At 72.0% G+C, this 20,845-nt stretch carries 19 protein-coding genes; 6 read left to right on the top strand and 13 right to left on the bottom strand.

Going from position 1 to position 20,845, the window contains the following annotated elements:
• Window positions 1-20: 20 nt before the first annotated feature.
• Complete coding sequence (locus AAH979_RS14595; RefSeq protein WP_346258625.1) at window positions 21-1,664, bottom strand: ATP-binding protein; 1,644 nt, start codon at window positions 1,662-1,664, stop codon at window positions 21-23.
• Window positions 1,661-2,401 (bottom strand): response regulator transcription factor, encoded by a 741-nt coding sequence (locus AAH979_RS14600; protein ID WP_346258626.1) that lies wholly within the window; start codon window positions 2,399-2,401, stop codon window positions 1,661-1,663. Before AAH979_RS14600 ends, AAH979_RS14595 begins: the two co-directional genes overlap by 4 nt.
• A gap of 159 nt (window positions 2,402-2,560) precedes the next feature.
• Here AAH979_RS14600 and AAH979_RS14605 point away from each other — a divergent pair, with 159 nt between their 5' ends.
• Window positions 2,561-2,746 (top strand): hypothetical protein, encoded by a 186-nt coding sequence (locus AAH979_RS14605; RefSeq protein ID WP_346258627.1) that lies wholly within the window; start codon window positions 2,561-2,563, stop codon window positions 2,744-2,746.
• Window positions 2,747-2,960: 214 nt separating this feature from the next.
• Window positions 2,961-3,989 carry a DUF389 domain-containing protein gene (locus AAH979_RS14610; protein WP_346258628.1) on the top strand — a complete coding sequence of 343 codons (1,029 nt, stop codon included), beginning with the start codon at window positions 2,961-2,963 and terminating at the stop codon, window positions 3,987-3,989.
• A 102-nt stretch (window positions 3,990-4,091) separates the two neighbouring features.
• Here the strand turns inward: AAH979_RS14610 and AAH979_RS14615 are convergent, their stop codons facing one another.
• Window positions 4,092-6,494, bottom strand: coding sequence for a Tex family protein (locus AAH979_RS14615; RefSeq protein WP_346258629.1), 2,403 nt, complete (start codon window positions 6,492-6,494; stop codon window positions 4,092-4,094).
• A 223-nt stretch (window positions 6,495-6,717) separates the two neighbouring features.
• On the opposite strand from AAH979_RS14615, the gene AAH979_RS14620 reads away from it, so the two are divergent.
• Window positions 6,718-8,703 carry a primary-amine oxidase gene (locus tag AAH979_RS14620; RefSeq protein ID WP_346258630.1) on the top strand — a complete coding sequence of 662 codons (1,986 nt, stop codon included), beginning with the start codon at window positions 6,718-6,720 and terminating at the stop codon, window positions 8,701-8,703.
• A 12-nt stretch (window positions 8,704-8,715) separates the two neighbouring features.
• Here the strand turns inward: AAH979_RS14620 and AAH979_RS14625 are convergent, their stop codons facing one another.
• Window positions 8,716-9,375, bottom strand: coding sequence for a GPP34 family phosphoprotein (locus AAH979_RS14625; protein ID WP_346258631.1), 660 nt, complete (start codon window positions 9,373-9,375; stop codon window positions 8,716-8,718).
• A gap of 222 nt (window positions 9,376-9,597) precedes the next feature.
• Between AAH979_RS14625 and AAH979_RS14630 the strand changes: the two genes are divergently transcribed.
• A complete protein-coding gene (locus AAH979_RS14630) occupies window positions 9,598-11,085 on the top strand; it encodes an APC family permease (RefSeq protein WP_346258632.1) in 1,488 nt (495 codons plus the stop codon).
• A gap of 40 nt (window positions 11,086-11,125) precedes the next feature.
• Here AAH979_RS14630 and AAH979_RS14635 read toward each other — a convergent pair whose 3' ends face one another.
• The 5 genes from AAH979_RS14635 to AAH979_RS14655 all read right to left on the bottom strand — a co-directional run bounded on the left by AAH979_RS14635 (window position 11,126) and on the right by AAH979_RS14655 (window position 16,991).
• A complete protein-coding gene (locus AAH979_RS14635) occupies window positions 11,126-12,205 on the bottom strand; it encodes an MBL fold metallo-hydrolase (RefSeq protein WP_346258685.1) in 1,080 nt (359 codons plus the stop codon).
• A gap of 160 nt (window positions 12,206-12,365) precedes the next feature.
• Complete coding sequence (locus AAH979_RS14640; RefSeq protein ID WP_346258633.1) at window positions 12,366-13,373, bottom strand: serine hydrolase; 1,008 nt, start codon at window positions 13,371-13,373, stop codon at window positions 12,366-12,368.
• A gap of 212 nt (window positions 13,374-13,585) precedes the next feature.
• Entirely contained in the window at window positions 13,586-14,347 is a 762-nt protein-coding gene (locus AAH979_RS14645; RefSeq protein WP_346258634.1) for a succinate dehydrogenase/fumarate reductase iron-sulfur subunit, read from the bottom strand.
• Entirely contained in the window at window positions 14,344-16,281 is a 1,938-nt protein-coding gene (locus AAH979_RS14650) for a fumarate reductase/succinate dehydrogenase flavoprotein subunit (RefSeq protein WP_346258686.1), read from the bottom strand. The genes AAH979_RS14645 and AAH979_RS14650 overlap by 4 nt, the downstream gene beginning before the upstream one ends.
• Window positions 16,282-16,301: 20 nt before the next feature.
• Window positions 16,302-16,991, bottom strand: a complete 690-nt coding sequence (locus AAH979_RS14655; RefSeq protein ID WP_346258635.1) for a succinate dehydrogenase cytochrome b subunit — start codon at window positions 16,989-16,991, stop codon at window positions 16,302-16,304.
• A 71-nt stretch (window positions 16,992-17,062) separates the two neighbouring features.
• Between AAH979_RS14655 and AAH979_RS14660 the strand changes: the two genes are divergently transcribed.
• Complete coding sequence (locus AAH979_RS14660) at window positions 17,063-17,998, top strand: LysR family transcriptional regulator (protein ID WP_346258636.1); 936 nt, start codon at window positions 17,063-17,065, stop codon at window positions 17,996-17,998.
• 6 nt (window positions 17,999-18,004) lie between these two features.
• Here AAH979_RS14660 and AAH979_RS14665 read toward each other — a convergent pair whose 3' ends face one another.
• From AAH979_RS14665 to AAH979_RS14680, 4 genes are all read right to left on the bottom strand, one after another.
• Entirely contained in the window at window positions 18,005-18,529 is a 525-nt protein-coding gene (locus AAH979_RS14665) for a tetratricopeptide repeat protein (protein WP_346258637.1), read from the bottom strand.
• A gap of 116 nt (window positions 18,530-18,645) precedes the next feature.
• Window positions 18,646-19,230, bottom strand: a complete 585-nt coding sequence (locus AAH979_RS14670) for a DUF1707 domain-containing protein (RefSeq protein ID WP_346258638.1) — start codon at window positions 19,228-19,230, stop codon at window positions 18,646-18,648.
• A 46-nt stretch (window positions 19,231-19,276) separates the two neighbouring features.
• Window positions 19,277-19,483 (bottom strand): hypothetical protein, encoded by a 207-nt coding sequence (locus tag AAH979_RS14675; protein WP_346258639.1) that lies wholly within the window; start codon window positions 19,481-19,483, stop codon window positions 19,277-19,279.
• A 34-nt stretch (window positions 19,484-19,517) separates the two neighbouring features.
• On the bottom strand, window positions 19,518-19,745 hold the full coding sequence (locus AAH979_RS14680) for a hypothetical protein (protein WP_346258640.1): 228 nt from the start codon (window positions 19,743-19,745) through the stop codon (window positions 19,518-19,520).
• A 230-nt stretch (window positions 19,746-19,975) separates the two neighbouring features.
• Here AAH979_RS14680 and AAH979_RS14685 point away from each other — a divergent pair, with 230 nt between their 5' ends.
• Entirely contained in the window at window positions 19,976-20,842 is an 867-nt protein-coding gene (locus AAH979_RS14685; protein WP_346258641.1) for a helix-turn-helix transcriptional regulator, read from the top strand.
• Window positions 20,843-20,845: the final 3 nt, after the last annotated feature.

Genomic DNA, 20,845 nt, shown 5'->3' on the forward strand with positions numbered 1-20,845 from the left:
CCGGGCCGGGAGGTGCGCCGTCAGGCCGGCCGGACCGGCAGGGTGATGGTGAACGTGGTGCCGACCTGCGGTTGGCTGGCGACCCGGATGACGCCGCCGTGGTCGGTGACGATCTGCCGGACGATGGAGAGGCCCAGCCCGCTGCCCCCGGTCTGCCGGCCGCGCGCCGAGTCGGCCCGCCAGAACCGGTCGAAGACGTACGGCAGCGCGTCCGGGGCGATCCCCGAACCGGTGTCGGCGACCTGGACCACCGCGGAGTCGCCCTCCCGGCGGAGCGTGAGCGTCACCCGACCGCCCTGGGCGGTGGCCCGCAGCGCGTTGGTGATCAGGTTGCCGACCACCTGGCGCAGCCGGTCCGGGTCGGCGTGCACGGTGACCGGCTCGGCGCCGACCTCCAGGGTCACCCCGGCCGCGTCGGCACCGGCCCGGTGGGCGGTACGACACGTCTCCAGCAGCTCGGCCAGGTCGACCGTTGTCCGGTGGTACGCCAGGCTGCCCGCCTCGGCCAGGGCGAGATCCTGGAGGTCGTCGACGATCCGCTGCTGTAGCACCGCCTCCTCGTGCAGCGAGGCGAACAACTCCGGATCGGGGTCGATCACCCCGTCGGAGAGCGCCTCCAGATAGCCGCGCAGGTTGGCCAGCGGGGTACGCAACTCGTGCGCCACGTCGGCCACCAGCCGGCGCTGGCGTTCCTCGCCGCGTTGCAACGAGTCCGCCATCCGGTTGAACGACCGGGCCAGTACGGCGATCTCGTCATTCCCCTGCACCGGCACCCGGCTGGTCAGGTCGCCCCGGCCGAGTCGCTGGGAGGCCGCGGTCAGGATCCCGATCGGGCGCAGCACCCGGTGGCTGAGCAGGGCGGTCGCGACGATCGCCACCGCCGCCACCCCGGCCGCGGCGGCGAGCAGCGGGCCGACCACCAGGGCGCGATCGCCCTCGTCGCCGACACCGAGGATGACCCGGGCCGGCTCGGGCGCCACCTCCGCGATCCGGGCGTTGAACGCCTCGGCCAGGCAGTAGTCCGTCGGCTCGCTCGGGTCGTCGACGGCGCACGCGGCCGACAGGTCCCCCAGGACGGCCGTGCTTGCCTGCTCGGACTGGGTCGCCTGGTCCCGGCAGCTCCGATTCAGCCTCGGGTTGGTCGAGGCGGCCGAGGCCAGGTCGTATTCGGGCACCCCGAACCGGCCCGGCGTCTGGATCGGTTCGACGCCGTTGCGGGTCAGGCAGGCGGCGAACCGGACACCGGTGCGGTACCGGTACAGCTCCTTGGCGGCGATCGCCGCTGGGTCGGCGACCGCGCCGGAGAGGTTGAGCGTGGGGCGGGGGTTGACGTATCCGACCACGGTGCCGAGTGGGCGTACCCGCCGGTCCGGATCGTTCTCGCGGTCGGTGTCCACGAGTACCCAGCCGGACTCGGCGACCAGGTGGATGCGCTGCCCGGTCTGCACGCCAAGGCGTACGACCAGATCCCGGACGCCCTCCCAGGTGCCGTGCCGGCGGCCGTAGTCGGTGAGCGCGGTGGTGACCTGGTCCACCGAGGCGGCGGCGGCGCCGGACTCGTCGATCTGCCGGGACGCCTGCCGGAGTACCAGCCAGAGGGTCGCGGCGGTCGCGCTGACCGCGACGAGCATCACCAGACCGAGTACCCGCAATCGGAAGCTCACGCCGACGGGTCCACCCCGGCGGCGGCGTCCTCCGGGCTCCGCTCCCCGCCGGGCTGCTCCGCCAGCCGGTAGCCCCGGCCGAAGACGGTCTGCACGTAGCGCGGCTCGGCCGGGTCGACCTCGATCTTGCGGCGCAGGTTCATCACGTGCGCGTCGACGGTCCGTTCCAGCACGTAGTGGTCGAACCCGAAGGCCCGGTCGATGATCTGAGCCCGGGTGAACGCCCGGCCCGGCTCGCCGGCCAGCACCTCGAGGATGCCGAACTCCTTGGCGGTGAGCGTGACCAGCCGCCCGCCGATCCGCACCTCGAACCGGCCGGGGTCGACCTCCAGGTCACCGACCCGGAGCACCGCCTGGTTGCCCGCGCTGAGCACCCCGGAGCGGCGGAGCAGGGCGCGGACCCGGGCGGCCAGCTCCCGTGGGCTGTACGGCTTGGTCAGGTAGTCGTCGGCACCGATGTCCAGCCCGAGCAGTACGTCGTCCTCGGTGGTCCGGGCGGTCAGCAGCAGGATCGGCAGGTTGGACTCGGCCCGCAGGATCCGGCACACGTCGAGCCCGTCCACCACCGGCATCATCACGTCCAGCACCACGAGGTCGGGGCGGCGGGACCGGACCTGCTCCAGGGCGGCCCGGCCGTCGCCGACGACCAGCACGCTGTGGCCCTCCCGTTCGAGGTAGACCCGGACCAGGTTGGCCTGCTTCGGGTCGTCCTCGGCGACCAGTATCCTCGCGCTCATCGCTCCCCATTCTGCCTGCTCCTGGGCGGCATCGATTAGAGCGCCGCAGCGGTGAAGATGTGATGAAGTCGCGATCCGGAAACGGTCAGACGGCGGCCCGCACCCGGTGCGCACACGTTCTTGACAGCTTCCGCATATCCGGGCTCCTACCGTGCCGGCATGTCGAAAGAGAGCTCAGTCGTACCCGGCGCGGCCGGCCGGTCCGGGACGGCTGACCAGGCCCGGCGGTCGGCCGTCCGGCGCCGGATCCGGGAGACCCTGGCCCTGCGCCGGGCCGATGCGGCGGCCGGGCTGCGCGCCGGTCCCGGCGAGGCGCACCTCGGGCCGGCCGGCGGTGCCGGATAGAGCGCCCTGCCGCGCTTCCCGACCGGCCCTGCCGCGCTTCCCGACCGACACTGTCAATTTCGTCGTGATACCACCGGGGCATCATGATGACTCTGTGGTATCACGGCCGCCGGGTATATGCCGTCGAGCGTCCGGATCGACCGGCACGGCGCACTAGAGTCGTCGCCGACCGGCCCACGAGGGGCCCGTGGCCGGAGTGGGGAGGGTGACTGGCGTGCTGCACCTGAGGATCATCGTGCCGACCGACCGGTCCGCGGCCGTGCAGGAGATGCTCTCCGCCGACCCCGCCGTGGCGCACCTCATCGTGCTGCCCGGCGCCGCCCGCACCCCGCCCGGGGACGTGGTGCTCTGCGACGTCGTCCGGGAGGGTGCCGACGAGGTACTGGAGGCGTTGCGGACCCTCGGCGTGGACCGGGCCGGCGGGGTGGTCGGCGACGGGGTGGACGTCACCCTCTCGGCCGCCGCCGACCGGGCCGCCCGGGCGGCACCGGGACTGGGCACCGACGCGGTGGTCTGGGACGAGATCGCCCAGAAGACCGGCGAGGAGACCCGGCTCTCGGTGACGTACCTGCTGCTGATCACCCTGGCCACGATCATCGCCGGCATCGGGGTGCTGCTCGACCAGCCGATCCTGATCGTCGGCGCGATGGTGGTCGGCCCGGAGTTCGGGCCGCTCGCCGCGCTCTGCGTGGCGCTGTTGCGCTGGCGCGGGCCGGTCATCCGGCGCTCGCTGCTGGCGCTCGGCGTCGGCTTCCTCACCGCGATGGCGGTGACCGTGCTCAGCACCTGGACGCTGACCGCCGCCGGCCTGATCGACCGGTCGATGCTGCTCGCCGACCGACCCATGACCGACTTCATCTGGCGGCCCGACGCGCTCTCCTGGGTGGTCGGCTTCCTGGCCGGGGTGGCCGGGATGCTCTCGGTCACCTCGAACCGGTCCGGCTCGCTGGTCGGAGTGCTGATCTCGGTCACCACCGTCCCGGCCGCGGCGAACGTCGCGGTCGCGCTCGGCTACGGCGTCTTCGACGAGGCGCTCGGATCGCTCGTCCAGTTGCTGATCAACCTCTGCGCGATCGTCGTGGCCGGCGTGCTGACCCTGCTGGTGCAGCGGCTGTGGTGGGAACGGGTCGCCGCCGCCCGGCCGGCCTGGCTCCGCTGGGCCCGTTCCGCGCCGGCTCCCCGGGGCGAACCCGACCCGACCAGCCCACCCCGTTCCGTCCCGGACCGTACCGGCGGTGGCTGACCACCGGCCCGTCCGCCACGAGACTGACCGGCCCCGCCCGCCACGAGGCTGACCGGGCGCGCCGCGACCGGCCGGCGGCCGGTCGCGGCGTCCGTCGCGGAACTACCGCCCGGGGCGGTTGCCGTCCAGTCCCTTGTCCAGCCCGGCCCGGCGCAGCGCGTCGGCCAGCGCACCGCCGCCGAACCCGCCGCCCTGGCCGCCGCCGGACCGGTTCCCGCCGCCGGACCGCCCGCCGCCGCCACCGCGCCCCTGGCGCGGCTGGCCGGTGCGGTCGCCACCCCGGTCCCGCGCGGGGCGGGGCTCGGCCTCGTCCTCCAGCCGCAGGGTGAGCGAGATCCGCTTCCGGGGTACGTCCACGTCCAGCACCTTCACCCGGACCACGTCACCGGACTTGACCACGTCCCGCGGGTCCTTGACGAAGGTCCGGGACATCGCCGAGACGTGTACCAGGCCGTCCTGGTGCACCCCGACGTCCACGAACGCGCCGAACGCGGCCACGTTGGTGACCACGCCCTCCAGCAGCATCCCCGGCAACAGGTCGCCGATCTTCTCCACCCCGTCGGCGAAGGTCGCGGTCCGGAACGCCGGTCGGGGGTCCCGGCCCGGCTTCTCCAACTCCTTCAGGATGTCGGTCACGGTCGGCAGCCCGAAGGTGTCGTCCACGTACTCGGCGGGCCTGAGCTTGTGCAGCACGGCGGTCTTGCCGATCAGCGCGGAGAGGTCGCCGCCGGTGCTGGCCAGGATCCGCCGGACCACCGGGTACGCCTCGGGGTGCACGCTGGAGGCGTCCAGCGGGTCGTCCCCGCCGGGGATGCGCAGGAAGCCGGCACACTGCTCGAACGCCTTCGGGCCGAGCCGGGGCACCTGCTTGAGCGCCTGCCGGGTCCGGAACGGGCCGTTGGCGTCCCGGTGCAGCACGATGTTCTCGGCCAGCCCGGCGCCGATCCCGGAGACCCGGGTCAGCAGCGGTGCGGAGGCGGTGTTGACGTCGACCCCGACGCCGTTCACACAGTCCTCCACCACCGCGTCCAGCGAGCGGGAGAGCTTCACCTCGGAGAGGTCGTGCTGGTACTGCCCGACGCCGATCGAGCGTGGGTCGATCTTGACCAGCTCGGCCAGCGGGTCCTGGAGGCGGCGGGCGATCGAGACCGCGCCGCGCAGCGAGACGTCGAGGCCGGGCAGCTCCTGGGAGGCGTACTCCGAGGCGGAGTAGACCGAGGCGCCGGCCTCGGAGACCACCACCTTGGTCAGGTTCAGGTCGGCGTACCGCTTGATCAGGTCGCCGGCCAGCTTGTCGGTCTCCCGGGAGGCGGTGCCGTTGCCGATGGCGACCAGCTCGACCTTGTGCGCCCGGGCCAGCTTGGCCAGCGTCTCGATCGAGGCGTCCCACTGCCGGCGCGGCTCGTGCGGATAGATCGTGTCGGTCGCCACCACCTTGCCGGTCGCGTCGACCACCGCCACCTTCACCCCGGTACGCAGCCCCGGGTCCAGCCCCATCGTCGGGCGGGTACCGGCCGGCGCGGCGAGCAGCAGGTCGCGCAGGTTGGTGGCGAAGACCCGGACCGCCTCGTCCTCGGCCGCCTGCCAGAGCCGCATCCGCAGGTCGGCGCCGAGGTGGATGAGGATCCGGGTACGCCACGCCCAGCGCACCGTGTCGACCAGCCAGCGGTCCGCCGGCCGTCCCCGGTCCGCGACGCCGAACCGAGCGGCGATCTCCTGTTCGTAGCGGGTCGGCCCGACCGGGGCGTCGTCCGGCGCGGGCGCCTCCTCCGGGTCCATGGTCAGGTCGAGCATGCCCTCCTTCTCGCCCCGGAACATCGCCAGGATCCGGTGCGAGGGCAGCTTGGTGTACGGCTCGGCGAAGTCGAAGTAGTCGGCGAACTTGGCGCCGGCTTCCTGCTGGCCGTCGCGTACCCGGGAGACCAGCCGGCCCCGCGACCACATCTTCTCGCGCAGCGAGCCGATCAGGTCGGCGTCCTCGGCGAACCGCTCCACCAGGATGGCCCGGGCACCGTCCAGCGCGCCGGTCGGGTCGGCCACCCCGGCGTCCGGGTTGACGAAGCCGGTCGCCACCGTGCGCGGGTCCTGCGACGGATCGGCCAGCAGCGTGTCGGCCAGCGGCTCCAGCCCGGCCTCCCGGGCGATCTGCGCCTTCGTCCGCCGCTTCGGCTTGTAGGGCAGGTAGATGTCCTCCAGCCGGGCCTTCGAGTCGGCCGCCATGATCTGCGCTTCCAGCGCCTCGTCCAGCTTGCCCTGGCCACGGATCGACTCCAGCACCGCGGCCCGGCGCTCCTCCAGCTCCCGCAGGTAGCGCAGCCGCTCCTCCAGGGTGCGCAGCTGGGTGTCGTCGAGCGACTCGGTGGCCTCCTTGCGGTAGCGGGCGATGAACGGCACGGTCGACCCGCCGTCGAGCAGGTCCACTGCGGCCCGTACCTGCCGCTCGTGTACGCCGAGCTCCTCGGCGATCCGCTGGTGCACAGAGCGCGGCTGCGCAGAGGTTGTCACGTCCTGTTCCGCCTTCTCCACTCGGTTCCGCCCTCACCCGTCGCCGGGACCGGCGCAGGGCAACTGGGTGCCGGGAAGCATTGTGCCCCACCCGGCGGCGGTCGCCCTCGCAGGCGGCGGCGATGCGCGGGCGCCGCAACTTCACGCGCCGTCGGCTATGGACAACCGAGAGTGATTCGGGTTAGGTCGGCTCGGAATGGTCCGCGAATCGACGAGGGACGTTATGACTCTTCTGAGCGACGACCGGCCCGCCGGCTCCGGGGCGGGCGTCACCGACGGACATCCACTGGCCCGGCTCACCGCCGACGAGATCCGGGCCACCCGGGCCCTGCTGGACCGGCACGGGCTGCTCGGCCCGACCACCCGGTTCGCCCTGCTGGCCCTGGAGGAGCCGGCCAAGGACGTGGTGCTGGCGTACCGGCCGGGTGATCCGGTGGACCGCCGGGTCCGGGCGGTACTCCTCGACGTCGCCACCGGCGTCGCCCGGACCGTGCTGGCCTCGGTGACCAGCGGCACCGTCGATTCGGTACGCGAGCACGACGCGGCCCGGGACGGACAGCCGCCGATCATGCTGGAGGAGTTCGTCGCGGTCGACGAGATCGTCAAGGCCGACCCGGGCTGGCGGGCGGCGATGGAACGCCGGGGCATCACCGAACTCGACCTGGTCCGGCCCTGCCCGCTCTCGGCCGGCGACTTCGACCTGCCGGGCGAGCGGGGCCGGCGGCTGCTGCGGGTGCTCTCCTTCCTGGCCCACCGGCCCGAGGACCACTGCTGGGCGCACCCGATCGACGGCGTGGTGGCGTACGTCGACCTGATCGAGCGCCGGGTCGTCGAGCTGATCGACCACGAACTGCTGCCGGTACCGGCCGAGGAGGGCAACTTCGACGACCCGGCGTACGTCGGGCCGGCCCGGACCAGCCTGAAGCCGATCGAGATCACCCAGCCGGAGGGGCCCAGCTTCTCGGTCGACGGTGACGTGGTGCGCTGGGAGAACTGGAGTTTCCGGGTCGGCTTCGACCCCCGGGAGGGTCTGGTGCTGCACCAGCTCGGCATCACCGACGGCGGCCGGGAGCGCCCGGTGCTCTACCGCGCCTCGGTCGCCGAGATGGTCGTCCCGTACGCCGACCCGAGCCCGGTGCGGTTCTGGCAGAACTACTTCGACGCCGGGGAATACCTCCTCGGCCAGCAGGTGAACTCGCTGGTGCTGGGCTGCGACTGCCTCGGCGAGATCTACTACTTCGACGCGATCCTCGCCGACGGGGCGGGGGAGCCGCGCGAGGTGCGCAACGCGATCTGCCTGCACGAGGAGGACCACGGGGTGCTGTGGAAGCACACCGACCTGTTCACGGAGTCGGCGGAGACCCGCCGGCAGCGCCGCCTCGTCATCTCCTACTTCGCCACCGTCGGCAACTACGACTACGGCTTCTACTGGTACCTCTACCTCGACGGCACCATCCAACTGGAGGTGAAGGCCACCGGGGTGCTCTTCACCTCGGCGTACCAGCAGGGCAGCGGGTACGCGACCGAGGTGGCGCCGGGGCTCGGTGCGCCGTACCACCAGCACCTGTTCAGCGCCCGGCTCGACGTCACGGTCGACGGGACCCGCAACGCCGTCGACGAGGTGGACGTCCGAGCCCTGCCGGTCGGCCCGGAGAACCCGTACGGCAACGCCTTCACCCGGGTGGCGACCCGGCTGTCGTCGGAGTCGGACGGCGCCCGGGACGCGGACGCCTCGGTCGGTCGGACCTGGCGGATCTCCAACCCGGAGCGGCTGGGTCGGCTCGGCCGGCCGGTCGGCTACCAACTCCGCCCCGAGGGCCAGACGGTGCTGCTGGCCGCCCCCGACTCCTCGGTGGCTCGCCGGGCCGCCTTCGCCACCCGCTCGCTCTGGGTCACCCGGTACGACCCGGAGCAGCGCTACCCCGCCGGTGACCTGGTCAACCAGCACCCGGGCCACGCCGGGCTGCCGGAGTACGTCGCGGCCGACCGGCCGATCGACGGCGAGGACATCGTGCTGTGGCACACCTTCGGCACCACCCACTTCCCCCGCCCGGAGGAGTGGCCGGTGATGCCGGTGGACCGGTGCGGCTTCACGCTGCGGCCGGACGGCTTCTTCGACCGCAACCCCGCCCTGGACGTGCCGGCGAGCACGGCGACACACTGCGGCACACCCGGCGACGGCGGACCCGCCACCTGCCACGGCGGCTGAGATCGGGGCGGTTCAGCGGCGTACGGTGAGTGCCGTGGCGGCGACGGCCGCGTCGACCGCGTTGAGCAGGTCGCCCAGTTCCGTCGGGAGCAGTCGTCGCGCGGCGGCGATCCGCTCGGTCACCATCGACCGGTTGGCCGGGATCAGCGCCCGGACCAGCCCGCTGGCCCGGACCAGTCCGGCCAGCGTCGCGGTGCGGGGGTCCAGCGGCTGGTCGGAGCGCTCCAGGACGGCGTTGAGCCGGACTCGGGGCCGGGCGACCCGGTTCGGGTCGAGCCCGGGAAACCGGACCGTCGTGCGGAGGTTCAGCCCGCGGGAGGTCATCCGGCGGACCGCACCCGCGCTGACCAGGCGGTCGCCGACGTGGTCCCGGACCCGGGGGGCGAGGAACTCCAGCCAGGAGCGCGCGGGATGGCTGTCGCCCCGACGTACGATCTCGGCCAGCACCCGGTCGGTCACCGGCTCCTGCCAGCCCCGGTCGTCAGCGACGTAGACGGCGGACCGGACCAGGGTGATCCGCCCGTCGAAGAGCAGTTCGGCGAGGAGCGCGCCGGCGAGGGCGGCATCGACCAGGATCGCCGCGGCGAGGGGCTTGCCGCTGTAGTCGTCGTGTGCGATGAGGAACAGTTCGTCGGCCAGCCGCTCGGTGGGTGGGCCAGGGTAATTCGTCATCCGTCATCCTTGGCCGGCCGGCCGACATGCCGGATCGGTCACTCCTCAATGTCGATGCAGGACGGTACGGCATGGGCACTGTCCGTTCAACCCGCCCTGGCCCTGCGTGTCCGAACACTGTGGTCCATCAATCTCTTGTCGCGGGGCGTGATCGCCCATACCCTCTCCGGTGTCGTTCGAGAGTCCCTTTCTCCTCACCCCCACACCGAGAGAGACCCACATATGTCATCCAGCCCCGCCCTGGAGACCGGCCTACGCCGGGGACGCCTGGGCACCGTGCACCTCGTCTTCTTCACCGTCGCGGCGTCGGCACCGCTGACCGTGCTCGGCGGTGGCATCACCACGATGTACGCCGTCAGCGGCAACGTCGGCGCGGCACTGTCCTATGTGCTGCTCGCCGCCATCCTGGGCGTGTTCGCGGTCGGCTACGCCGCGATGAGCCGATTCGTCAGCAACGCCGGTGCCTTCTACTCGTACATCGCGAACGGGCTGGGCCGGGCGGGCGGCGTTTCCGGCTCGTTCGTCGCCCTGGCCTCCTACAACGCCATCCAGATCGGACTGTACGGGCTCTTCGGCGCCATCCTCGGTGACTTCATGGCGACGAAGTTCGGTGTCGAGCAGCAGTGGTGGGTCTGGGCACTGGTCGGGCTGGCGCTGGTCGGGGTGCTCGGGGTACTCCAGGTCGACCTGAACGCGACGGTCCTCGCGGTGCTGCTCCTGCTCGAATGCCTCGCGGTCGGCGTCTTCGACGTGGTCTCGTTCGGCAACCCGGCCGGCGGCAGCATCAGCCTGGCCGGGCTGGATCCCGGCAACCTCTTCGCGGCGGGGCTCGGTGCGGTGCTGGCGCTGGGGATCGCCAGCTTCACCGGGTTCGAGTCCGGGGCGATCTACAGCGAGGAGGTCCGGGATCCGCGCCGTACGGTGGCCCGGGCCACCTACGTCGCGGTGGCCTTCACCGGTGCCTTCTACGCACTCTCCGCCTGGGCGCTGACCGTGGTCACCGGCCCGGAGAACGCGCAGGCCGCCTCGGTCGAAGCCGGCCCGGGAGTGGTCTTCGGCACCCTGGCCGACTATGCCGGCAGCACGGTGGCGGACGTGGCGAACCTGCTCTTCATCACCTCGGTGCTGGCCGCCCTGCTCTCGTTCCACAACGGAGTCGCCCGTTACCTCTTCGCGCTGGGCCGGGAGCGGGTCCTCCCGGCCTTCCTCAGTCAGACCGGGGTCCGCACCGGGGCGCCGGTGGCCGGCTCGCTGGCCCAGACCGTACTGGCCCTCGGCGTGGTGCTGGCCTTCGTGCTGGCCGACCGGGATCCGGTGGTCGACCTCTTCACCTGGCTCAGCGGTGTCTCGGCGGTCGGGGTGGTGCTGCTGATGACCCTCACCTCCGCCTCGGTGGTGGGCTTCTTCCGCCGCCGCCCGGAGGTCGGGGTGAGCGCCTGGCAGCGGCTGGTCGCCCCGGCGTCGGCCACCGTGCTGCTCTCCGCCGTCCTGCTGGTGCTGCTGGTGAACTTCGACGCGTTGCTCGCCCCGGGCAACCCGAGCTACCTGGCCTGGCTGCTGCCCGGGGTCACCCTGGTCGCCGCGCTGGTCGGGCTCGGCTGGGGGCTCCTGCTCCGGGCCAGGCGGCCGGCCGTGTACGAGGCCGTCGGCCGGGGCGTGGCCGATCCGCCGCCGCCCGCCGAGGACCCGGAGCTCACCCTGAGCCGCTGACCGCCGCCTCCACCGGCGGCGCCCGGCATCCGTGGACGGATCAGCCGAGCGACTGCCACCAACCGTCCACCGGGGGCGGGTGGTCGACGACCACCCGCTCACCGGGGCGCGGCACCGCCAGGCGTACGCCCCGGGCCTCGGCCTCGCGCCACAGCCGGTCCACCGGCTCGGTCCAGCCGTGCGGGGCGAGGTTGAAGGTGCCCCAGTGCACCGGCACGAAGAGCCCGCCGCGCAGGTCCAGGTGGGCGGTGACCGCCTCCTCCGGAAACATGTGGATGTTCGGCCAGGCGGTGGCGTACGCGCCGATCTGGATGAGCGTGACGTCGAACGGACCGTACTCGGCGCCGATCTCGGCGTAGCCGTCGAAGTAGCCGGAGTCGCCGGAGCAGAAGACCCGGCGGGTCGGGCCGGCGACCACCCAGGAGCCCCAGAGGGTACGGTCCCGGGCGAGCCCGCGCCCGGAGAAGTGCCGGGCCGGGGTGGCGGTCACGTCGAGCCCGGCGACCGAGGCGTGCTCGCCCCAGTCCAGCTCGACGATCCGCTCCGGCGGTACGCCCCAGCGCTCCAGATGGGCGCCGACCCCGAGCGGCACCAGGAACGGTGCGGACTGGGCGTCGCGCAGGGCGCGTACGGTCGGCATGTCCAGGTGGTCGTAGTGGTCGTGCGAGATGAGCACGGCGTCCAGCCGGGGGAGCCGGTCCAGCGGCACCGGCACCGGGTGCAGCCGGCGCGGGCCGATCCGGGCCGACGGCGAACAGCGGTCGCTCCAGACCGGATCGAGCAGTATCCGCCGTCCCTCGATCTCGATCAGCGCCGACGCGTGGCCGTACCACAGCACACTGAGCTCACCGGGCGGGGCGGCGGCCGGCTCGACGGTCTCCGGCAGCAGCACCGGCACGCTGCCGGACGGGCGCCGGGGCTGGTTGCCGAAGAGCAACTCCCGGAGGATGCCCTTTCCGGTGCCGGGCAGCGCGGTCCGGGTAGTGACCGGGTTGCGGAACGCACCGCCCCGGAACTGCGGGGAGCGGCGTACCCGGTCGGCCCGGGCGCCGTCCGGGAGCCGGCCGAGCGCGGCCGGCACGTCCCGGACCGCCCAGCCGGCCGCGCCGAGCGCGGCCACCGCGAGCGACCACCGGAGGCGCCGGCGGCGCCGGGCCGCGACGTCGCCCCGTCCTGCTCTTCCCCGCATGTGCCGACGCCCCCTCGTCCTCACGAGCGAGGGTACGCCGGCCGGCACCGCTGCGGACGGCAGCGCGGCGCCGGCCGGCGGGCGGGGGAGGTCAGCCGCCGTTGGCCGGCTGGTACATCCTCGGCCGGCGGGCCGGCACGGACAGGTTCCGCAGACCGTCGACCGCGGCGAGGAAGGCCGGTCCCATCGCCGCCCGGGCCTGCACCGCCGGGTGGGTCGAGCCGAAGTTGTCCGGGTCGGCCTGGCCGTCGGCGAAGAGCACGTACGTCAGTACCGGCGTGCCGGCCGGGTCGAAGATCAGCCCGGCCTCGTGCCGGGCGTTGCCGAACCAGCCCGCCTTGGTGGCGATCCGGGCCCGGTCGGCCGACGACATGTTCCGGCGGATGCCGTCGGTGAACGCGATCGGGGCGCGGAGCTGGTTGAGCAGGAAGGTGGTCGACGTGGCCGAGAGCAGCGTGCCCCGGACCAGCGCCTGGAGCAGGTCGTGGGTCTCCCGGGCGGTGCTGGTGCCGAGGAAGAACCGGTTCGGGTTGGCGACCGGTTCGACCTGGGTCTTCGGGAAGCCCTTGGCGACCAGGATCTGGTTGAGTTCGGCGGCCGGGCAGACCAGGCCGCAGAGCCGGACGGCGGTGTCGTCCGAGACGGTCAGCAGTGCGGCGAGCACGTGCCCCAGGGTCACCGAGCTGGGGTAGGCGCCGTCCAGGCTGAATATGCCGTCGCCGCCGGGCACCACGATCGACGAGGTGACGTCGACCCGCTGGTCCAGGGCGAGCAGCCCCCGGTCGACCTTGTCCAGCACCGCCGTGGCCACCGCGATCTTGTTGACGCTGTACGCCTCCACGACCGTGTCCGGGTTCTCCCGTACCGCCGGCAGCGGCGCCGGCCCGGTCCCGCTGGCCACGCTCAGGTACGCGTACCAGTTGCCGCCGGCCTTGGTCTTCTCCCGTCGGTAGACCGCGGCGACCTGGTCGGCCCGGGCCTGGCCGGGGCTCTCGAGTCCCTGTCCGCTGTTCGGAGCGGCCATCGCCGGAGTCGCCGTCCCGAGCACGACGCCGGCGGTGGCGGCGGTGCCGATGCCCAGTGCGGTCCTGCGATTCACCCTGCTCACCACGTGGTCTCCCATCGGAGGGTCGTTGTCGCCGACCGGCGGCTGCCCGGTGCGGACGGGTCCGCGAGAGCGGCTGCCGGATTTGCGGCTTGCCGACCGGTAACAATAGGCGACCGAGGCCCATACCGCTGTGCCCTACTGATCCCGTACGACGCGATGTATCGGCGGTGTAGGTGGGAGTGCCGGCCAGGGGTGCCGGCGGGTCAGGTGCCGGGTGCGCCGTCCCGCTCCCGGGTCGCCTTCAGGTAGTCCCGGTTGAGCCGGCCGATGCTGGTCAGCGGAATCCCCTTCGGACAGACGGCCGTGCACTCGCCGATGTTGGTGCAGCCGCCGAAGCCGGCCTCGTCGTGCGCGTCCACCATCCGGACGACCCGGGTGGTGCGCTCCGGCTGGCCCTGCGGCAGCAGGCTCAGGTGGCTCACCTTGGCGGCGGTGAAGAGCATCGCCGAGCCGTTCGGGCAGGCCGCGACGCAGGCGCCGCAGCCGATGCAGGCGGCCGACTCGAAGGCGGCGTCCGCGTCGGACTTGCGGACCAGTTGGGCGTGCGCCTCCGGGGCGGCGCCGGTCGGCGCGGTGATGTATCCGCCGGCCGCGATGATCCGGTCGAACGCGCTCCGGTCCACCACCAGATCCTTGATCACCGGGAACGCCTTGGCCCGCCACGGCTCGATGTCGACGGTCTGGCCGTCGGTGAAGTGTCGCATGTGGAGCTGGCAGGCGGTGGTGGCCCGCTCCGGGCCGTGCGCCACGCCGTTGATCACCATGCCACAGGCGCCGCAGATGCCTTCCCGGCAGTCGTGGTCGAAGGCGACCGGTTCCTCGCCGTCGAGGGTCAGCCGTTCGTTGAGTACGTCCAGCATCTCCAGGAACGACATGTCGGGGGAGACGTCCGGGACCTGGTAGCTCACCATCCGGCCGGGATCGTCCGGTCCGCTCTGGCGCCAGATCCGCAGGGTCAGGTTCACTTGTAACTCCGCTGGGTGGGGTGGACGTACTCGAAGTGCAGGTCTTCCTTGTGCAGCACCGGCGGGCGGTCGGCCCCGGTGAACTCCCAGGCCGCCACGTAGCTGAAGTGCTCGTCGTCGCGCTGCGCCTCGCCCTCCGGGGTCTGGCTCTCGGCCCGGAAGTGACCGCCGGCCGACTCGGTGCGGTGCAGCGCGTCGATGCACATCAGCTCGGCCAGCTCGAAGAAGTCGGCGACCCGGCCGGCCTTCTCCAGCGCCTGGTTGAGCCCCTCGCCGCCACCGGGCACCTTCACCCGCTGCCAGAACTGCTCCCGCAGGCTGCGGATCTCGGCGAGTGCCTTGCGCAGCCCGGCGTCGGTCCGCTCCATTCCACAGTGGTCCCACATGATCTGGCCCAGTTCGCGGTGGAACGAGTCGACGGTGCGGTCGCCCTGGCAGGCGAGCAGCCGGGACAGCCGGTCGGTGACGTCGTCCCGGGCCGACACCACCTCGGGGTGCTCGTCGGTCAGCGGCTCGAAGGGTCCGGCCGCCAGGTAGTCGGCGATGGTGCTGGGCAGCACGAAATAGCCGTCGGCCAGGCCCTGCATCAGCGCCGAGGCGCCGAGCCGGTTGGCACCGTGGTCGGAGAAGTTCGCCTCGCCGATCACGAACAGGCCGGGGATGGTCGCCTGGAGGTCGTAGTCGACCCAGAGCCCGCCCATCGTGTAGTGCACCGCCGGATAGATCCGCATCGGCACCTCGTACGGATCCTCGCCGGTGATCCGCTGGTACATCTCGAAGAGGTTGCCGTACCGGTCGGCGATGGTGGACCGGCCGAGTCGGTCGATCGCGTCGGCGAAGTCGAGATAGACGCCGAGCCCGGTCTGCCCGACGCCCCGACCGGAGTCGCAGACGTTCTTGGCCGCCCGGGACGCGATGTCCCGGGGGACCAGGTTGCCGAAGGACGGATACATCCGCTCCAGGAAGTAGTCCCGCTCCTCCTCCGGGATCTGCCGGGGCGGACGGTCGTCGCCGGCCGCCTTCGGCACCCAGACCCGGCCGTCGTTGCGCAGCGACTCGCTCATCAGGGTCAGCTTCGACTGGTGGTCGCCGGAGACCGGGATGCAGGTCGGATGGATCTGCGTGTAGCAGGGGTTGGCGAAGAGCGCGCCCTTGCGGTGCGCCCGCCAGGTGGCGGTGACGTTGCAGCCCTTGGCGTTGGTGGAGAGGTAGAAGACGTTGCCGTAGCCGCCGGAGGCGAGCACCACGGCGTCGGCGAAGTCGCACGTTATCTCGCCGGTGACCAGGTCCCGGGCCACGATGCCCCGGGCCCGGCCGTCGACGACGATCAGTTCCAGCATCTCGTGCCGGCTGTGCATCTCGACCCGGCCCTGCCCGATCTGCCGCTCCAGCGCCTGGTACGCCCCGAGCAGCAACTGCTGGCCCGTCTGGCCCCGGGCATAGAAGGTGCGCTGCACCTGGGCGCCGCCGAACGAGCGGGTGTCGAGCAGGCCGCCGTACTCCCGGGCGAACGGTACGCCCTGGGCCACCGCCTGGTCGATGATCTCCACCGAGACCTCGGCGAGCCGGCGTACGTTCGACTCGCGGGAGCGGAAGTCGCCGCCCTTGACGGTGTCGTAGAAGAGGCGCTGGATCGAGTCGCCGTCGTTGCGGTAGTTCTTGGCGGCGTTGATGCCGCCCTGGGCGGCGATCGAGTGCGCCCGGCGCGGGCTGTCCTGGTAGCAGTATGACTTGACCCGGTAGCCCTGCTCGCCCAGCGTCGCCGCGGCCGACCCGCCGGCCAGCCCGGTGCCGACCACGATCACCGTGAGCTTGCGCCGGTTGGCCGGGTTGACCAGCTTGGCGGCGAACCGGCGGCGCTGCCAGCGGGTCTCGATCGGCCCGTCCGGTGCCTTGGTGTCGGCGATCGGCTCGCCGATGGTGAAGAGGTCCAGCCCGTTAGTGGGGTTCATCGTCAACGCACCAATCCCGCGATCACCGCGAAGGGGACGACCAGGTATCCGGCGCAGAGCGCGACGGCGAAGCCGAGCGAGATCGCCCGGGCCCGGGCCTCGCCCCGGGGAGTCTGCTGACCGAGGCTGCGGAACGCGCTGAACATCCCGTGCCGCAGGTGGAAGCCGAGCGTCACGATCGCGACGGTGTAGAGCAGGGTGACGTACCAGCGTTCCGGGGCGAAGTCGGCGGCCACGTTCGCGTACGGCCGGCGCGGGTCGCCGACCGGGTTCAGGTCGCCGGTGGTCAGGTCGAGCAGGTGGTAGACGACGAAGAGCGCGATGATCACCCCGCCCCAGCGCATGGTCCGGGCCGCGTAGCTGCCCTGCACCTTGGGGCGGTGCGCGTACCGGACGGGTCGGGCCGCCCGGGCCCGCCGGGCCAGCACGGTCGCCGACCAGATGTGCGCGACCAGGGCGATGCCGAGCACCGCGCGCTGGATCCACAGGTACCAGGTGTCCGGCAGCACGGGGGCGCCGATGGTACGCAGCCAGTGCGCGTAGTGGTCGAACGACTCGGGGCCGAAGAAGATCTTCAGGTTGCCGAGCATGTGCGCGATCAGGAAGAGCACCAGCAGGATGCCCGTCACCGCCATCACGGCCTTGAGACCGATGCTGGACCGGATCGGCGACCGCGTCGAGGTAGCTGTCACCTCACAAACGCTAGGAGACCTCCGATTAGTCGTCCAATGCATCGAAGCCTCAGAGACGATAGCTGTAGGCTATGCATGTGCAGCTCCACCAGTTGAGATACTTCGTGGCGGTGGCAGAAACCCGGCATTTCACTCATGCCGCCGACAATGTCGGGATCACCCAGCCGTCGTTGAGTAAGCAGATTCACGCCCTGGAGACCGATCTCGGCGCCCCGCTCTTCGAACGGGTACGCGGCAACATCGGGCTGACGGCCGCCGGCGAGGTGCTGCTGCCGCTCGCCGAGCGCATCCTCGCCGACGTCGACACCGCCCGCCGCGAGGTACAGGAACTCGTCGGGGTCCGGCGCGGCCGGGTACGCCTCGGCGCCACCCCCAGCCTGGCCACCTCGCTCGCCCCGGCGGTGCTGCGCCGGTTCCGGGACGCCCACCCCGGCGTCGACCTGCGGGTGGAGGAGAGCGGCTCGCAGGACCTCGTCCGCGACCTGCTCCGGGGCGAGCTGGACCTGGCGCTGATCATCCTCCCCGCGACCGGTGCCGACCCGGCGCTGATCGCCGAGCCGATCCTCCGGGACAACCTGGTGGTCGCCTCGCTCAACCCGTTGCCGATGACCGACTCGGCCGGCACCATGCACCTCACCGACCTGCGCCACCAGCCGCTGGTGATGTTCCGGCAGGGCTACGACCTGCGGGACGTCACCCTGCGGGCCTGCCGGGAGGCGGGCTTCGAGCCGTCGCTCGCGGTGGACGGCGGCGAGATGGACGCGGTGCTCAGCTTCGTGGAGGCGGGACTCGGCGTGGCCCTGGTGCCGGGCATCGTGGTGGCGCGGCGGCCGAGGCTCTGGGTCACCCCGCTGGCCTCGCCGGGCGTGCACCGGACCATCGCGCTGGCCCGACGCCGGGAGCCGGAACCCACGCACGCGGCCCGGGCGTTCCGGCGGATCCTGCTGGAATCCATCGGTACGGCCGCCGCGAACTCGACGCTGCCGGCGGGCGTCACGCCGTACTGATGCCGGCTATTCCGGCTTGGCCTCGGGGCTGATCAACAGCCGCGCGTAGTTCGCCATCGAGCGCTGGTAGCGGGGCAGGTGCGGGGCGAGCGCGCGGACCGCGACCGACACCGCCTCGCGCTCGCGACCGGTGTCGGCCAGGCAGAGCGCCAGCGTCGCGCTGATCGCGTCGGCGAGGCCCCGGGTCGGCTCGTCCAGCGTCGCCGGGTCGATGTCGCGCTCGGCCTTCAGCAACGTGACCGCGAGCTCGGCCTGCCCGATGTTCCGCAGCGAGCTGGACATCTGGATCACGGCCCGGCGCCGCCGGTAACCGGAGAGCCCGTGGTCGAGCGCCCAGCGGTAGAGCGGTACGGCCCGGTCGGAGTGCCCGGTCGAATCCCACGCGCAGGCCCGCTCGAACGCGCCGACCGGGTCGTCGTCGGGCAGTTCCGTCGCCAGACTGTCGATCAGAGCACGGAAGTCGCCCTCGCGGTCCTCGTAGTCGTCGATCGACGCCCACGCCTCGGCGACCCGCCGCTCCCAGTCCTGCATCGACGCAGACTCGCAGAGCCGCCCGGTTGAGCCGCCGTCGACTCCGTCTCTGCGTTACCTGAGCCACATCTGCCGGGTTGTTTGTCGCGGACGCGTCGAGGCCGTCGTCGGCCGCGCTACCAGCGCCAGCGCCAGAAGCGGCGCTCGTAGCGGACCACCAGCGTGCCGGCGGCGGTGCTGCCGGTGACGACGATGTGCGGGGCGGTCGAGCCCGGTTCGGGCGTGGACGGCACCTTGGCCGTCGCCGTGCCGGCGCTCGTGTTGACCCCGTCGATGTTGGCGGTCGCGCCGGCTGGCAGCACGATGGTCGTCGAGCCGGCCTGGGTGGCGAGGTTGATGTCGACCACCCGGTGACTGATCACGGCGTGCCGCAGGTCGAGCTTGACGCTGCCGGCCTTGCTGCGCACCACCAACCGCCGGGGTACGGCCCACCGGCCAGAGCGCTTGATCTCCCCGGCGAAGCTGGTCAGCTCGACGACCTCGTCGGGTGCGACGGCCGAGGCGGTGGCCGGCAGGTCGGCGACGAAGGGCTCCACGTCGCCGTCGGTCCGGGCCCGCAGCACCCCGTCGACGCGTTCCTCGAACTCGGGCAGGGTCAGCCGGCCCTCCGCGACCGCCGCGCTCAGCCGGGCAATCACGGCCTCCCGCTCGGCGTCGGATATGCGTACCGCCCGTTTCGACGGGACCACGTCGCCACTCACCTGACCAACACTACGGTTCGGTCGACAGGTATAGAAGCCCGGCGGTTCAGTCCGGCGTATCTGGTGCTCCGCGCGTTCCCCGCGTCCGCGTCTCGGGGATCGGTTGCGCGGCCTTCGCGTCGTCGATCGGGTCGAGTAGTTCGGTCAGGGCCAGCAGGGCCTCGACCGTCATGTTCCGCCGCCACGCCGTCTCGGTCATCATTCGCATAGCCGCGTAGAAGGGTTCCTGGTGGGTCAGTTCCTCCAGGCTCATGAGCGACTCCTTCCTGCCGATCCGGTCACCGAGATCAGGGCCGGGCGCGGTGCTGGCCGGCCAGTTCGGAGGTGGTCGTACCGCAGCGTGGACACCAGCGGGACTTGACCCTGAAGGCGAAGAGCCCGGCGCCGAAGCCGAGCAGTGTGCAGCCGACGACCGTGCAGAACAGGCGCAGCAGCATGGCGGCCTCCTGGATGGAGGGATGCCGGGCGGCTGGTTGCCGCCAGAAGGTCTGTCCGGCATCCCGGGAGCGGGACATCCGCCCGAGGGCGGAGCGGCCACGGCGCGCCCCAGCGGGGGAAGGTGCGCGGCGCGCCGTGGCCGGTACGGGCCAGTCGATGCGTGACCAACGCCGTACCGTGGGTCATGTTGCTGGAGCGTCATGCACGAACGCAAGGCTTGCGAAGCCTCCGCACTGTTCACAATCGCGCGGCTTTTCCATTGCCTTGCAAACGCAAGCCACATGAGACTGGAGAGGAGCGAAGGAGCATGAACGTGGCGGCACGAAAGCAACCGCCGACCGTCAGACTGCGCCGACTGGCGGCGGAAATCCGCGCACTGCGACACGGCGCCGGTCTCACCCGTGAGGATGTCGCCGAGCGGACCCACATGAACCCGGCCACCCTCTGGCGCCTCGAAACCGCGCGGGCCCGTCCCCAGCGCCGAACCCTGCTCGGGTTGCTCGACCTTTACGGCGTCACCGATCCAGAGCGCCGGGCCGAGCTGGTCGATCTTGCCAAGGACGCCGGACAGTTGGGCTGGTTGCAGGCGTACGAGGACCAGTTGCCCGACGAATACAGCACCTACATCTCGTTCGAGTCCGAGGCCCAGTCGGTCCGCAACTACGAGTCGCTGTTCGTCCCCGGCCTGCTCCAGACCGAGGCGTACGCCCGAGCCGTCACTGCCGGACTGTTGCCGGGCGGCACGGAGGCGGAGGTTGAACGGCGAGTCGAGGCGCGGCTCAGGCGCCAGGAGTCGATCAGCAAGGCCGAACCGCTCAAGGTGTGGGCGATTCTCGATGAGAGCGTGTTGCACCGCAAGGTCGGTGGGGCGGCAGTGATGCACGACCAGTTGCAGCACCTTGCCAAGCTCACCAAGCTGCCCAACATCACCGTTCAGGTACTGCCCTACGAGGTCGGCGCGCACCCGGGCATGTATGGCGCATTTGCCGTCATGAGTTTTCCAGATCCGGCCGATTCCGACCTGGTCTACATCGAGAACCGGGTCAACGCACTGTTCCTCGAACGCGACACCGACATTGCCAGTTACACCGATCTCTTCGAGCACCTACGCGCGGCAGCGCTCAATCCGGCGGCCTCGGTCCGCTTGATCACCCGTGCCGCCGAGCAGGATTGACGG

This window comes from Plantactinospora sp. ZYX-F-223, from assembly GCF_039649625.1.
In the GTDB taxonomy this organism is placed as follows: domain Bacteria; phylum Actinomycetota; class Actinomycetes; order Mycobacteriales; family Micromonosporaceae; genus Plantactinospora.

Excerpts from the sequence above, each read along its gene's own strand:
- AAH979_RS14600 (WP_346258626.1), bottom strand. The coding sequence starts at position 2,401 with ATGAGCGCGAGGATACTGGTCGCCGAGGACGACCCGAAGCAGGCCAAC.
- AAH979_RS14605 (WP_346258627.1), top strand. The coding sequence starts at position 2,561 with ATGTCGAAAGAGAGCTCAGTCGTACCCGGCGCGGCCGGCCGGTCCGGG.
- AAH979_RS14620 (WP_346258630.1), top strand. The coding sequence starts at position 6,718 with ATGACTCTTCTGAGCGACGACCGGCCCGCCGGCTCCGGGGCGGGCGTC.
- AAH979_RS14625 (WP_346258631.1), bottom strand. The coding sequence starts at position 9,375 with ATGACGAATTACCCTGGCCCACCCACCGAGCGGCTGGCCGACGAACTG.
- AAH979_RS14630 (WP_346258632.1), top strand. The coding sequence starts at position 9,598 with ATGTCATCCAGCCCCGCCCTGGAGACCGGCCTACGCCGGGGACGCCTG.
- AAH979_RS14660 (WP_346258636.1), top strand. The coding sequence starts at position 17,063 with ATGCATGTGCAGCTCCACCAGTTGAGATACTTCGTGGCGGTGGCAGAA.
- AAH979_RS14665 (WP_346258637.1), bottom strand. The coding sequence starts at position 18,529 with ATGCAGGACTGGGAGCGGCGGGTCGCCGAGGCGTGGGCGTCGATCGAC.
- AAH979_RS14675 (WP_346258639.1), bottom strand. The coding sequence starts at position 19,483 with ATGAGCCTGGAGGAACTGACCCACCAGGAACCCTTCTACGCGGCTATG.
- AAH979_RS14680 (WP_346258640.1), bottom strand. The coding sequence starts at position 19,745 with ATGTCCCGCTCCCGGGATGCCGGACAGACCTTCTGGCGGCAACCAGCC.
- AAH979_RS14685 (WP_346258641.1), top strand. The coding sequence starts at position 19,976 with ATGAACGTGGCGGCACGAAAGCAACCGCCGACCGTCAGACTGCGCCGA.